Genomic DNA, 12463 nt, shown 5'->3' on the forward strand with positions numbered 1-12463 from the left:
TCAGTGGCCTCCTTCGTGCTCGTGCAGCTTCATCATCTCGCGATCGATCTCGCTCACCTGGGCGTTCGCCGTCTCGTCGGCGATGAGCCCGCGCCTCGCCGCGTCGAGCAGCGCCGCCTTCTCCGCCGTGAGCAGCGCGATGTCCGTGAGGTGGTCGCGCTCCGCCTCGCCCTGGGGCGACTGGAGCGCCACCTCGGCCGCGATCACCCGGCGCTGGAACGCGGCCCGGCGCTCCGCGTGCTCCTTGCGGGAGAGGAGGCCCGCGGCGAGCAGGTCGTCGAGCTCCGCCTGGCCGCGCCGCGCGGCGATGAGCGTCGCCTTCGCGCCGTCGAGCGCGGCGTCGGCGCTCGGGGCCGCGACCCGCAGGAGCTTGAGCAGCCGCGCGAACGGCAGCGCCTGCACGACCAGGGTCACGAAGGTCACGCCGAAGACGATCGTGATCAGCCGCTCGCGGAACGGCATGTCCTTCGGGAGGCTGAGGACGGCCGCCATCGAGAGCGCGCCCTTGATGTTGCCGATCAGCATCACGTGCTGCCAGCGCAGCGGCACGACCTCCCGCGTCATGGCCCGGAGCGCGCCGAAGCAGCCGTAGACGGCCACCGCCCGACCCGCGTGCAGGGCGATGAGCGCGAGGCCGATGGAGGCCGCCTCGCGCACGAGCATCTCCGCCTGGATCTGCATGCCGACGAGCAGGAAGAGCAGCACGTTGAGGAAGAAGCCGGTCGTCTCCCAGAACCCCTCCAGCGCGAGCACGCGCGAGGGCTCGAGGTGGCGGCGCGCGGCCTTGCCGACGACCACGCCGGCGACCACGACGGCGATGACCGGCGAGGCGTGGAGCCGCTCGGTGAGCAGGGCCGTGGCGAACACGAGCACGAGCGAGGCGAGGATCGCGGTCAGGTGGTCCGGCGTGCGGCGGAGCAGGACCGCGCCGAGGGCGCCGAACGCGCCGCCGAGGACGGCGCCGCCGAGCATCGCCATCGAGAGCGCGCGGAAGGTCTCGACCACGTCGAACGTGCCGCTCGCGAGGACGCGCGAGGCGAGCAGCACGAGCACGAGCGCCGTGCCGTCGTTGAAGAGGCTCTCTCCCTCCATGATCGCGGCCAGCCGGTGCGGGACGCGGACGCTCCGGAAGGCGAGCAGCACGCTCACGGTGTCGGTGATGGCGAGCAGCGCGCCGAGGAGGAGCGCCGCCGCGAACGGGAGGTCGAGCACCAGCGTCGCCACCGCGGCGGTGCCGAGCAGCGAGATGAGCACCCCCGGCACGGCGAGCGCGAGGATGGGCCGGCTCGCGGCGCGCAGGATGTCCGCGTCGGCGGCCAGGGCGCCCTCGAAGACGAGCACCGGGAGGAAGGCGATGAGGATGACCTCCGGGTCCATCGGCGTGTTCGGCAGCACGTCGAGGACGACGAGGAGGAGCCCGATCAAGACGAGCGCGACGTTGTAAGGGACCCCGACGCGCTTGGCGCCGATGGCGACGACGGAGCCGACGGCCAGGACGAGGAGCAGGCTCTCGAGCCGCTCCCTCATGCATCACCCCGCGGCGGCGGCACGAGGGCGACGGCCATCGGCCAACGCGGCGGATACGCCGCGATGTGCGTGAGTTCTCTGCGAGCGATCACCGTGGATCCTGCGCTACATGATCGCCCCGGAATTCGCAAGATTGGAGAGCCGTCGCCGCGCGCTCCGGCTGCGCGCAGCCGCGTGCAGACGAGGCGCGAGCGTGCCAGTGGCCGGGCGCGGGGAACTCTCCGAGATGTCATGATCCGACGTCCGCGGCGCTCTCGCGTCCTTCGCGAGCGGCAGTCGCCGGCGGGCGGCGGAGGAGCGTTGACCGGCGCTCAAAAGGGCCAGACGAGCGGGACGACGATCAAGGTGGTGGCCAGCACGAGGAGCTGCAGCGGCAGGCCGACGCGGGTGAAGTCTTTGAACTGATAGCCGCCCGGCCCCATGACGAGGATGTTCACCGGGGAGGCGATCGGCGTCGCGAACGCGGCCGAGGACGCGAACGCTACCCCGATGAGCAGCGGCTCCGGCGCGAGGCCCAGCGCCCCGGCCAGCCGGACCGCGAGGGGGGCCATGAGCACGGCGGTCGCGGTGTTCGAGAGCACCATCCCGATGGTCGAGGTGAAGAGCACGAGCGCGCCGAGGACCACGGTGGGGCGCGCCCCCGCGAGGAGCCCCTCGGCGGCGGAGACGACGGCCCCCATCGCGCCGGTGCGCTCGAGCGCGGCGGCGAGGGGGACCATGCCTGCGATGAGCACGACGCTCTCCCAGTTCACGGCGCGGTAGGCGTCCACCGGGCGCACGCACTGCGCGAGCGCGAGGAGCAGCGCGGCGAGCAGCACGGCGATCACGTTGGGCAGCCACCCGAACGCCATGCAGACGAGCATGCCCAGGGTGATGCACAGGGCGATGGCGGCGCGCGCGCGATCGACGAGGACGTCGCCGCGCGCGTCGGGCTCGGCGACGAGCACGAGATCGCGCCGCTCGTCGCGCAGGTTCTTCAGGTGCTTGAGCCGCCCCTTCACGAGCAGCGTGTCGCCGGCGCGGAGCTTGAGATCCCTGAGCTCGGGCGTGGCGTGGAACACCGGGAGCCAGCCGTCCCCCCGCCGGATCGACAGCACGCTCGCGCGGTAGCGGTCGCGGAACCTGGCCTCCCTCAGGGTCTTCCCCGTCAGGCCGGAGCGCCGCGGCAGCACCACCTCGGCGAGGGACTCCTCGGGCGGCAGCGAGAACACCGGGCGCGCCGAGAGCGCCTCGAGCCCGAAGCGGTCGGCGAGCGCCGCGATCGCCGCGTCGCCGCCGAGCACGCGCAGCTCGTCCCCGGCGGCGAACACCGTCTGCGGCACCACGCGCTGCGCCTCGAGGCCGTGGGGCCCGGGGCGCGCGATGCCGACCACGGTCACGCCGAAGTCCGCCCGCAGGTTCGCCTTCCCGAGCGTGAGGCCGGCGAGGCGCGATCCGGGCGCGACGCGCGCGGCGCGCAGGGCGCTGCCGAGGCCGTACTCCATCGAGAGATCGTCGAGCGAGAGCGACCGCGGCGCGCCCGCCTCGGCCCTGTCTTCCTTGCTGGGCAGCGCGCGGCGGCCGATCGCGACCATGTACGCCACGCCGACCGCGAGCACGACGAGGCCGGGGGCGGTGAAGCTGAAGAAGCGGAACGGCGCTCGCCCCGCCTCGCGGAGCGCCTCGCTCACGAGCAGGTTCGGCGGGGTGCTGATGAGCGTGAGGTTGCTCCCGAGGTGCGCCGCGAACGCGACCGGCATGAAGAGCCGCGCCGGCGCGATCCCGCGGCGGAGCGCGAGCGTCCCGACGACCGGCAGGAGGATCGCCACGGTGCCCGTGGAGCTCATGAAGGCGGACACGAGCGCCGTCGCGCCCATCACCACGACGGTCACCTGGGCCTCCCCGCCGCCGGCGAAGCGCTCGAGGCGCTGGCCCAGCCAGTCGGCGACCCCCGTGTCGGTGAGCGCGGCCCCGACGATGAAGAGGCCGGCGATCATGAGCACGGCCGGGTTCGAGAACCCGGCGAGCGCCTCCGGGACGGTGGCGACGCCGGAGATCGTGAGGGCGAGCAAGGACGTCATCGCCACCACGTCGAGCCGCATGCGATCGCTCACGAACAGGACGATCGAGAGCCCGAGGATGGCGAGAGCGACAATGGCCTCCGAGGTCATGGGGCGGCGCAGCCTAGCGGGACTCCCAGGAGCCTGCACCACGGACGGACCAGCTCACCGCGCGCCCCCGGCGGGGCGCTCCCGCGGTGGGGGTCCGGCGTCGCTCGCGCTTTGAAACGTCGGCGGCTGACGCTATGCAGCTGTCATGCGTGAGCGTCGTCCCAGCCAGACCGCCTCCATGGTCGCGCTCATCCGGGCGCTCGCGGATCAGGGCCTGACCGACGTGCCGGGCTTCGAGGACCCGGTCGTGCACCGGCTCCTGTCGCCCGGGTGGAGCGCCGCGCTTTCTCTGCTCGCGCGGCGGATCCGGCGCATGGACGCCGCGGCGCGCGCGCGCGTCGTGGCCGGGCTCTCCGCGGTCCCGCTGCGCGTGAGGGCCATCGACGTCGAGCTCGAGCGCGCCGTGGAGCGCGGGTGTCGTCAGGTCGCGAGCCTGGGGGCGGGCCTCGACACGCGCGCATTCCGGATGAAGGCGCTCTCGGCGACTCATTTCTTCGAGATCGATCACCCGGCGACGCAAACGTTCAAGCGGCGCAAGGCGGCGGAGCTGTCGCCGGTCGTGGAGCAGCTGACGTACGTCGCGGTCGACTTCGAGCGCGACGCGCTCTCCACGCGCCTCCGCTCGTCCGGCCATCGCCCGGACGAGCCCACCGCGTGGGTATGGGAAGGGGTCGTGATGTACCTGTCGGACGAGGCGCTCCGGACGACGCTGCGGGCGCTCGCCGACGCGTCGGCGCCGGGCAGCGTCCTCCTCGTGAATTACATGGAGCCCGGCGGCCGGCGCCGCCTCGCCTTCCTGCGAAACCTGGTCACGCGCCTCTGGAGCGAGCCGCTCGTCGGCTTGCGCCGGCGCGAGGTCATGCGCGCGGAGGTCGAGCGGGCCGGGTTTCGCGCCTCGAGCGACACCGGCGCGGCGGACTGGGCGCGCCAGCTCGGCGCCCCCTTCGCCTCGGACAACCCCGCCGCCAACCTGCGGCTCCTCGTCGCCGAGCGCCCCGGCGCGGGCTGACCGTCGGCGCGGGCCTTCGTCAGCTCCACGTCTCCGATCGCCGCGGGTTGCGGGTCTCGATCGCCTCGGCGTGCCCCCGCAGCCCGCGCGCGGCGGGCAGGTTGCCGTGCGTCTCGAAGACGTCGGCGAGGGCGAGGCCGAGGATCACGATCTGCTGCGGTTTCTCCAGCGCGCCCACGGTCGGCGCCACGGAGCCGAGCAGCTCGAACGCCCGCCGCCACGCCTTCGCGGCGGCGTCCGGCATGTCGGCGTTGAGCGCCGCGTGCCCGGAGCAGCGGTGCATGTCCGCCGCGAACTCGTGGCTGCCGCGGCGGTCCGCGAGCTCTCCGGCGCGGGCGTACGCCTCCGACGCGTCGAGGAAGCGGCGTTGCTTGCTGTGCAGGCTGCCGAGCGAGGCGTAGGCCTCGGGGACGATCGCGGACAGCCCGCGCCGCTCTGCCTCCTTCAGCGCGGCGACGAACACCCGATGTCCCTCGTCGACCACGCCCGCGGCGATCAGCGAGCGCGCGCGCTGCATGGCGACGTGGATGGCCTCCTCGCCCAGCCCGCGGCCCGCGAGCATCTCCTCGGCTTGCCGCTGGATCTGCGCAGCCTCGGCGTGCCGCCCCGCGTGAAAGCACTTGTCGGCCTCGTGCAGGAGGCGCCGCGCGGGGAGGAGATCCGGCGCGCGAAGGGGGGAGTCGGGCGCGATGCGAACCTCGAGGTCGACGGGGAGGCGCTGCCCGCGCGCCGAGAGGTCGGTGAGCAGGCGCTCGAGATCCATCATGGCCGCGCTGTCGGCCTCCGGCCACACCACGCGGGACGCGCCCTCGCCGAAGCGCGCGAGCAGGTCGCCGACGCTCGAGTGGACCGGATCGACGAGGACCCAGCGCACGAGCTCGAGCTCGGGCCGCTGCGCGAGCCAGAGGACGTCGCGGGCGTAGGCGCGCGGGTCGTCGATGTGCTGGGGCGAGAGCACGACGACGGCGGCCGGATCCGGCGCGCGGGCGGCGAGGTGGGCCGCGAGCGCGCCCGCGAAGGCGTCGAGCGGCTCGCGGAGGGGGCCTGGCTCCGGGGTCGAGGCGGGCGGCTCGGCCGCCGCCGGGGCGCCGAGCTCGCGCGTCAGCGAGCGCTCGCGGGCGGCCCAGCCACGGCTGGGTCCGTAGACCGGGTCGGCCAGCACCCACACGGGGCGGGGCGCCGGGCCTGCTTCGCCGAGCGCCCGCAGCAGCGCCAGCGAGTGCCCGTGGACGTGCGCCGGGACGATCACGTGCAGCAGGCGGGCTCGTTCGCCTGTGAAGATGGCGCTGAGCGCGCGGGCGATGTCGTGGATCATGTGGCGTCCCGGGACGGATTCTTGCGCCGATCGGCACCGAGGCCAAGCGAATGCGCGCGGCCTCGCCGGCGCCTGCGCGCCAGAGCGCGCCCCGGCGGGCGGGCGGCCGTAGCGCGTCGCAGGACGCCACGGTCGAGGCGATATGTCTCAGGGACCTCGCGCCGGGGCGGGCGCGCGCGGCGCGAGGGAGGACGCGCGGGCGCTCGCCCCCGCCTGGCCCGGGCATTGCTGAGCGGAAGAGGCTGAAGCAAGCGTGGGAGTCGTTGAAGAACCGCCGAGCGCGCCCGGGGCGAGGTGCCGCTGGTCGCGTTCGGGATCGGAGGAGAAGGTACCGTGAGAACTCTGTATCTGTCGCTGCTCGTGAGCGGCGTGGTCTTGGGTTGCGGTGGCAGCAAGCCTCAGCCGGAGGGCCCGGCCGAGAAGGCGGGCGAGGCCGTGGACGACGCCGCGCGCGACGTCAAGGACGAGGCGAAGGACGCGGCGGAGTCGACCGGCGACGCCGCCGAGAAGGCGGGCGACAAGATCGAGGAGAAGACGGACTAGAGCGACCCTGGCCGCGCCGATGCGCGGCTCGCAGGAGTGGAGGCAGGAAGATGAAAGCGACGTCATTGCTCGAGAAGCAGCACCGCAAGGTGGAGTCGATCTTCAAGCAGCTCGAGAGCGGCAAGTCGGACCCGGCGCCCCTGCTCGCCGAGCTCGCCAACGAGCTCGCCGCGCACATGGCGATCGAGCAGGAGAGCTTCTATCCCGCCGTGCGGCAGATCAAGGAGGACCTGATCCTCGAGAGCTACGAGGAGCACGCGATCGCCGAGCTCGCCCTGAAGCGGCTGCTCTCGACGGACCCGGAGGACATCTCGTTCAAGGCGCGCGTGACGACGCTGAAGGAGCTCATCCAGCACCACGTCGAGGAGGAGGAGGAAGAGCTCTTCCCCAAGGTCGAGGAGGCCATCGACGAGAAGCGCCTCATGGAGCTCGGCAAGGAGCTGAAGGCGGAGTTCGAGCAGCGGCTGGCCGAGGGGTACGAGGCGCTCCTGCCGGCGGGCTACAAGAAGACGTCGGCGGACAAGGCGAGCCACGCGAGGCACGCGAACGGCGCGAACCCGGCCTGACGAGGCCTGCGCGCGCAGAGGGCGCGCGCGATAGACCGGGTTCGAGCCACGGGGGCAGGGAGGGCGCAGGGACGGCGAGGGCCCTGCGACCTCCCTGCCCCCGTGGCCGTTTTGTTGGCGTTCACGAGGGCGCGCGAAGGGCGCTGAGCCGCCGTGACGCCAGGGACGTTCAACGGAAGAGAGAGAGAGAGAGAGACTTCCTCGCTCGCTCCTCTCCTGACCGCCTTGGCGTCGTGTTTTTTCTCTGCCCGGACACATGCACTTATCCCGCGCGACTGAAACCAAACCAACAGACGCACTTCCTGTACGACACCCGCACTTCTCTACGCACAAAAGCGCCGCACGCTCACCAGCTGCGCCAGAACCGCGCTCATCGTGCAAAAGTCCAGCACGATCGGTCGGAGTTGAGCATGAGTCCAAAGCACCATAGACTCAGTACATGCTTAACCCTTCGACTCACTCCTACGCCATCGCGCTCGCCGCGACGCTCATGGCCTCTGCGCTGTCGGGCTGCATCGGCGAGCTGGGAAGCGTGCTGACCGAGAGCGAAGACAGCGGGCCGACGAGCGGCGCCGGCGTCGGGGACGGCGACGGACCGCCGGGCGGCGGCTCGACCGCGGGCAGCGGCGGCTCGACCGCCGCGGGCGCCGGAGACGGCGGCGGCACGGGCGGCTCGCCCCCCGGCGGCAACGTCGGCTCCACCACCGCGGGCGCCGGCGGCAGCGGCGCCGCCACCGCGGGCGCCGGCGGCAGCGGCGGCGCGCCCGCGGCAGGCGCCGGCGGCAGCGACGGCTCCACCACCGCGGGCGCCGGCGGCAGCGGCGGCGCACCCGCGGGAAGCACCAGCGGCGCCGGCAGCTCCGGCAGCGGCGCCGGCGGCTCGGGCGGCAAGGGCGACCCGACCGGCGCGGCGCAGCTGTGCGTCGATACGATCAACCAGCACCGCGCCACGCTCGGCCTGCCGCCCCTCGCGCGCTGGACCGAGGCGGAGTCGTGCTCCGATGAAGAGTCCGAGTCCGACGGCAACACCGGCCAGGCGCACGGCGCCTTCGGCGCCTGCGACGAGCGGGCTCAAAATGAATGCCCTGGCTGGAACGGCCCGCCCGAATCGATGATCGTCCCGTGTTTGCAGGTCATGTGGGACGAGGGGCCCGGCGAGGATTTCAACAAACACGGCCACTACATCAACATGAGCAACACCGCGTACACCAAGGTGGCTTGCGGATTCCACACGTTCCCGGATGGCAGCGTCTGGGCCGTGCAGAACTTCCGGTGATCGGCGCGCGGCCGCTCACCCGCGCTCCGCGTCGTCGACATCCCGCCCGAGGAGGGCCTCGGCGCCGTCCTCGGCTCCCGGGGCCACCGCCCCCTCCGTGAGCTTTCCGGTGAGCCGCACGCACCTCGCGCGGTGCACCCAGACGTCGAACGCCTCCATCATTCGCCGCTCGACCTCCGCGCCCTCGAGCAGGCCGAGCGCGCGCGCGACCGCCTCCAGCGTCGACAGGGCGCCCTCGTGCGGGGCGCGCCGCAGCCCGTAGCGGCTCGGCGCGCCCTGCGGCAGCGCGACCGGCTCGGCGCCCTGCGCGTCCGCGTCGCGGTGAACGACCCGGCGCGCCTGGTTCCAGTTGCCGTCCGGCACGAGCAGCACCACCGGCCCGCCGCGCGCATCGTCGGGCGAGAGGGCGCGCGCCCCGGGCGACGGATACAGCACGAGACGGCGCCCCTCCGGCAGCGGCGGGCGCGCCCGCCGCTCGATCTCCCCGCGCACGCGAACCTCCGCGCCCTCGAGCAGCCGCGCGACGAGCCGGCCCGTGTTGGTGCTCCTCGTGCGCTCGATCCGGTGGGTGAGCAGCACGACGCGCGTGCGCACCGCGAGCCGGGGCAGCGCGCCGCAGAGGCACATCGATCGCGGCAGACCGCAGCCGCGGCAGCGCGGCGTCCCCCGCGCGCGGATGGGGGGCAGATCGGGCGGCTGCAGCGGGACGAACGTCATCTCGGCTCGGGACCGGGCGTTCTCGCACGCGCGGGCCTCCCCGGTCAAATGGCCCCGCCTCCGACCCGAGCCTCCGACCCGAGCCTCCGACCCGAGCGCGCGCCCGGCCGCTTCCGCCGCGAGCACGAACCTCAGGGGAAATAGCTCGACGGCATCTGCACGAGCCCCAGGGAAACGGTCGACCTGGAAGGCAGACGGAAGGTGCGCAACACCTCCGAGACAAACGCCCGCGGGTCGTGCGTGATGTAGAAGTGATCGCCGGCCAGCGCGCGCAGCTCGGCGCGGCCGTCCAGCCAGCTCTTCCACGCCTCCACCTCGTCCTGGCGGGCTTCGTCGTCGGAGGATCCGTAGAGCAAGAGGGTCGGCGTCCGGAGACGCGTGGTACAGCGATCCAGCGCGAGGCGGTAGCTCTCCGAGGCGAGGAAGTCGCCGCGCAGCATCGGCAGGAACACCTCTCTGAGCTCGGCGCTGGTGCGGAGCTCCGCGGGGCACCCTCCCAGGCGGATCAGCTCCTCGATGAATCCATCATCATCGAGAGGGCTGAGCATGCGACGTGGGATCAGGTGCGGCGCGTGGCACGCGGAAAGGACGAGGCCGGCTGGCGCCCGCCCCCACTGCTCGAGCAGGCGGCATGCCTCGAACGCGATCTGCGCCCCGACGCTGTGGCCTACCAGGAGCCACTGGCCGCCGGGCGGCTCCGCGCACAGCTCGTGAGCCAGCTCGGACGCGGTGTGCTGGACGCTCCGCATGCCCGCCTCGTCCAGACGATGGTCTCGCCCCGGATAGGTCACGAGGGAGGCGGAGACGTCCAGCTGAGACAGCGTCTTCCAGCTGCGGAAGGCGGTGTAGCTCCCACCGCCGAAGGGGCAGACGATCAGGTGCGGGCTGGAGGGGGTCGGCGCGCTCAAGATGCGGCGCAACATTCGAGGCGAAGTGTTCATGAGATGTCCGTGGTCGTGGCTGGCGAAGCGACGCAAACCTGCTTCGCCAAGGCCCCCTTGTTGACCTTGCCCACGCTCGTCTGCGGGAAGCTCTCCAGGACGATCAAACGATCCGGCAGCTTGAACGCAGCCACGCCCAGGCGGCTGAGATAGGCGTTCACTTCGGCCAGCGTGGGCGCCTTGCCACGCGCGATGACGCATGCACAGGTGCGCTCCCCCATGGTGGAGTCCGGGACGCCGACGATGGCGACGTCACGGATCTCCGGGTGTGCCATGAGGTAGTTCTCGATCTCCTCGACCGGGACCTTCTCCCCTCCCCGGTTGATCACGTCCTTGCTACGGCCTTCCACCACCAGATGACCGCTGGCCAGTCGCCGCACCAGGTCTCCGCTCCGGTAGAAGCCGTCGGCGGTGAACGCCCGACGATTGTACTCTTCCGCACGATAGTACCCGCGTATGGTGTAGGGACCGCGGACCTGCAGCTCACCGACCTCGCCGTCCGCCACCTCGACATCCGAGGCGTCGACGATCCTCACCTCGTCGTCCGCGGCGACCGGCCGGCCTTGCGTGTTGATGACGATGGATTCGGGGTCGTCGAGCCGCGTGAAGTTGAGCAGACCTTCTGCCATGCCGTAGACCTGCTGCAACCCGCAGCCGAGGACGGGTCGCACGCGCGCCGCCGACTCCGCCTTGAGGCGAGCACCTCCTGCCTGGAGCCACTGCAAGCTGCTCAGATCTGCCTGCACCCACTCCGCCGCCTCCAGCCACAGCACGACGAGCGGCGGGATGAGGGCGGTCACGGTGATCTTCTCCTTCTCGATCAGGCGAAACGCGGTCTCGGGGCTGGGGTCCTTGCAGAACACGACGGTGCCGCCGGCGTGCAAGGTGCCCAGGGCTCCAGGACACCCCAGCGCAAAATTGTGGGCGATGGGGAGGCTCACCAGGTAGCGGGTGCTCTCATCCAGGCCTGTCACCTCGGCGCTGAGGCGGACGTTGCAGACATAGTCGTCGTGCGTGCGCGGGATCAGCTTGGGAGCCCCGGTCGTTCCGCCCGACAGCAAGAGCAGGGCCACATCGCGGGGTGCCGGCCCGGCCATGGCCTCCGCCGGCGCGTCCACCTCCGACAACGACACGAACTCCTGCGCATCGCCCACCACGAGGACGTGCCGGAGGCTCGCCACCTTCTTGCAGACCGCGCGGGCGAGCGCCCGGTAATCGAAGCCTACGTGCATGTCTGCGATGACGTAGGCGACCGACTGTGAGAGCTCCGCCAGATGCACGATCTCCGTCTCTCGATGCGCCGGCAATGCCAGCACCGGGATGGCGCCGATCCGGAACAGCGCGAAGCACAGCGACAGAAATTCGGCGATGTTGGGCAGCTGCACGAGGACGCGCTGCTCCTTCGCGATGCCGAGCCGGCGCAGCCCCGCGGCCATGCGATCCGCGCGCTCGTCGAGCTCCTGGTAGGTCCAGCGGCGCGCCCCGTCGACGACGGCCAGGCGCGCCGGCGCCGCCTGGGCCCGCGCGCGCAACATCTCTCCCAGGCACTCGCCCCGCCAGTAGCCCGCTTCCCTGTAACGAGCCACGAACTCATCCGGCCAATCCACACATCCACTCAACATGAGAGATCCCTCGCTTCCACCGACCCTCGTCGGCGCTCACGGTCCTGCGCTTCGTCGCGCTTGGCTCGGGTCAGACATCGGACGGGCCGGCAGCACGACCGCGCCGTGCAGGAGGGTCGGGTCGAGCTCAGCCGAAAGGCCGGTGATCTCGATGGCGCGGACACCCGTCACCTCGGCGGGCTCGAGCACGAACGTGGGGTCGTCGGCGACGATCCGGCGCACCGCATCTCGATCCTCGGCACGGACGCCCATCTTCACCCGGCTGAGCCGCCTGGCGCCGTTCGGATGGCGGTTCTCTCTCGGATGTTGAGGCGGATCGTAGGGGCTCACGAGGAACGGGAGGCGATCGTTCGCCGGGTACGCAAACTTGAAGCGGATCTGCTGGCCGTCCGGCTTCGTTCGTCGCCACCCGACGGCTCTGCCGACGGGGACCCCTGCATTCCGCAGCGCGGTGAGCTCACGGTCGAGAGCGTGCGTATCCGTCACGACCGCGACATCGCAGAAGCCTTCGCCGCCCTCGGACCAGCGGATCATCCGCCGGCCGGAGCCGCGCCCGGCCATCAGCTCGATCGGCCACTTGAACCACCTTGCGCTGCGCGGGGTGGTGAGCAGCTCGATGATGGGGCCTTCGGTGAACCAGATGTGCGCGTGCTGAGCCTTTCGCTCGGCCGTCGCGTAGTCGACCTTGAACCCGAGCTCTCTGTAGTCGCGCACAGCTTGATGAATGTCGCGTACCCATAGCAATACGTGGCTGCAAGAAGTCGCCATGTTCACTCCTCCCGAGCGCCAGGCTCTCG

The 12463-nt window shown here is 72.0% G+C and carries 11 protein-coding genes; 4 read left to right on the forward strand and 7 right to left on the reverse strand.

The window, feature by feature from the left end:
* Together WMF20_RS41900 and WMF20_RS41905 are read right to left on the reverse strand one after the other, a co-directional pair.
* Positions 1-1527 (reverse strand): cation:proton antiporter, encoded by a 1527-nt coding sequence (locus tag WMF20_RS41900; protein WP_437607266.1) that lies wholly within the window; start codon positions 1525-1527, stop codon positions 1-3.
* 311 nt (positions 1528-1838) lie between these two features.
* Complete coding sequence (locus tag WMF20_RS41905) at positions 1839-3677, reverse strand: SLC13 family permease (protein WP_437607267.1); 1839 nt, start codon at positions 3675-3677, stop codon at positions 1839-1841.
* Between the two features lie 145 nt (positions 3678-3822).
* On the opposite strand from WMF20_RS41905, the gene WMF20_RS41910 reads away from it, so the two are divergent.
* The gene (locus WMF20_RS41910; RefSeq protein WP_437607268.1) at positions 3823-4686 is read left to right on the forward strand and encodes a class I SAM-dependent methyltransferase; all 864 of its coding nucleotides are present in this window, start codon (positions 3823-3825) and stop codon (positions 4684-4686) included.
* Positions 4687-4705: 19 nt separating this feature from the next.
* Here WMF20_RS41910 and WMF20_RS41915 read toward each other — a convergent pair whose 3' ends face one another.
* Positions 4706-6001, reverse strand: coding sequence for a hypothetical protein (locus tag WMF20_RS41915; RefSeq protein WP_437607269.1), 1296 nt, complete (start codon positions 5999-6001; stop codon positions 4706-4708).
* 333 nt (positions 6002-6334) lie between these two features.
* Here WMF20_RS41915 and WMF20_RS41920 point away from each other — a divergent pair, with 333 nt between their 5' ends.
* From WMF20_RS41920 to WMF20_RS41930, 3 genes are all read left to right on the forward strand, one after another.
* Positions 6335-6544: a hypothetical protein gene (locus tag WMF20_RS41920; protein WP_437607270.1), complete on the forward strand. Its 210-nt coding sequence runs from the start codon at positions 6335-6337 to the stop codon at positions 6542-6544.
* 50 nt (positions 6545-6594) lie between these two features.
* Positions 6595-7110: a hemerythrin domain-containing protein gene (locus tag WMF20_RS41925; protein ID WP_437607271.1), complete on the forward strand. Its 516-nt coding sequence runs from the start codon at positions 6595-6597 to the stop codon at positions 7108-7110.
* A 439-nt stretch (positions 7111-7549) separates the two neighbouring features.
* Positions 7550-8386 (forward strand): CAP domain-containing protein, encoded by an 837-nt coding sequence (locus WMF20_RS41930; RefSeq protein WP_437607272.1) that lies wholly within the window; start codon positions 7550-7552, stop codon positions 8384-8386.
* Positions 8387-8401: 15 nt separating this feature from the next.
* On the opposite strand, the gene WMF20_RS41935 is transcribed toward WMF20_RS41930, so the two are convergent.
* The 4 genes from WMF20_RS41935 to WMF20_RS41950 form a co-directional block, all read right to left on the reverse strand.
* On the reverse strand, positions 8402-9103 hold the full coding sequence (locus WMF20_RS41935) for a tRNA-uridine aminocarboxypropyltransferase (protein ID WP_437607273.1): 702 nt from the start codon (positions 9101-9103) through the stop codon (positions 8402-8404).
* A gap of 131 nt (positions 9104-9234) precedes the next feature.
* Positions 9235-10026, reverse strand: a complete 792-nt coding sequence (locus tag WMF20_RS41940; RefSeq protein ID WP_437607274.1) for a thioesterase II family protein — start codon at positions 10024-10026, stop codon at positions 9235-9237.
* A gap of 14 nt (positions 10027-10040) precedes the next feature.
* Positions 10041-11666 (reverse strand): (2,3-dihydroxybenzoyl)adenylate synthase, encoded by a 1626-nt coding sequence (locus WMF20_RS41945; RefSeq protein ID WP_437607275.1) that lies wholly within the window; start codon positions 11664-11666, stop codon positions 10041-10043.
* A gap of 36 nt (positions 11667-11702) precedes the next feature.
* Positions 11703-12434, reverse strand: a complete 732-nt coding sequence (locus tag WMF20_RS41950; RefSeq protein ID WP_437617216.1) for a VOC family protein — start codon at positions 12432-12434, stop codon at positions 11703-11705.
* Between the last annotated feature and the right edge of the window lie 29 nt (positions 12435-12463).

It is taken from the genome of Sorangium sp. So ce834, assembly GCF_051521425.1.
Lineage (GTDB): Bacteria > Myxococcota_A > Polyangia > Polyangiales > Polyangiaceae > Sorangium > Sorangium cellulosum_D.

What these genes read in the sequence shown, in the direction of transcription:
- WMF20_RS41900 (WP_437607266.1), bottom strand. Translation starts at nt 1,527, where the DNA reads ATGAGGGAGCGGCTCGAGAGCCTGCTCCTCGTCCTGGCCGTCGGCTCC.
- WMF20_RS41905 (WP_437607267.1), bottom strand. Translation starts at nt 3,677, where the DNA reads ATGACCTCGGAGGCCATTGTCGCTCTCGCCATCCTCGGGCTCTCGATC.
- WMF20_RS41910 (WP_437607268.1), top strand. Translation starts at nt 3,823, where the DNA reads ATGCGTGAGCGTCGTCCCAGCCAGACCGCCTCCATGGTCGCGCTCATC.
- WMF20_RS41915 (WP_437607269.1), bottom strand. Translation starts at nt 6,001, where the DNA reads ATGATCCACGACATCGCCCGCGCGCTCAGCGCCATCTTCACAGGCGAA.
- WMF20_RS41925 (WP_437607271.1), top strand. Translation starts at nt 6,595, where the DNA reads ATGAAAGCGACGTCATTGCTCGAGAAGCAGCACCGCAAGGTGGAGTCG.
- WMF20_RS41930 (WP_437607272.1), top strand. Translation starts at nt 7,550, where the DNA reads ATGCTTAACCCTTCGACTCACTCCTACGCCATCGCGCTCGCCGCGACG.
- WMF20_RS41935 (WP_437607273.1), bottom strand. Translation starts at nt 9,103, where the DNA reads ATGACGTTCGTCCCGCTGCAGCCGCCCGATCTGCCCCCCATCCGCGCG.
- WMF20_RS41940 (WP_437607274.1), bottom strand. Translation starts at nt 10,026, where the DNA reads ATGTTGCGCCGCATCTTGAGCGCGCCGACCCCCTCCAGCCCGCACCTG.
- WMF20_RS41945 (WP_437607275.1), bottom strand. Translation starts at nt 11,666, where the DNA reads ATGTTGAGTGGATGTGTGGATTGGCCGGATGAGTTCGTGGCTCGTTAC.
- WMF20_RS41950 (WP_437617216.1), bottom strand. Translation starts at nt 12,434, where the DNA reads ATGGCGACTTCTTGCAGCCACGTATTGCTATGGGTACGCGACATTCAT.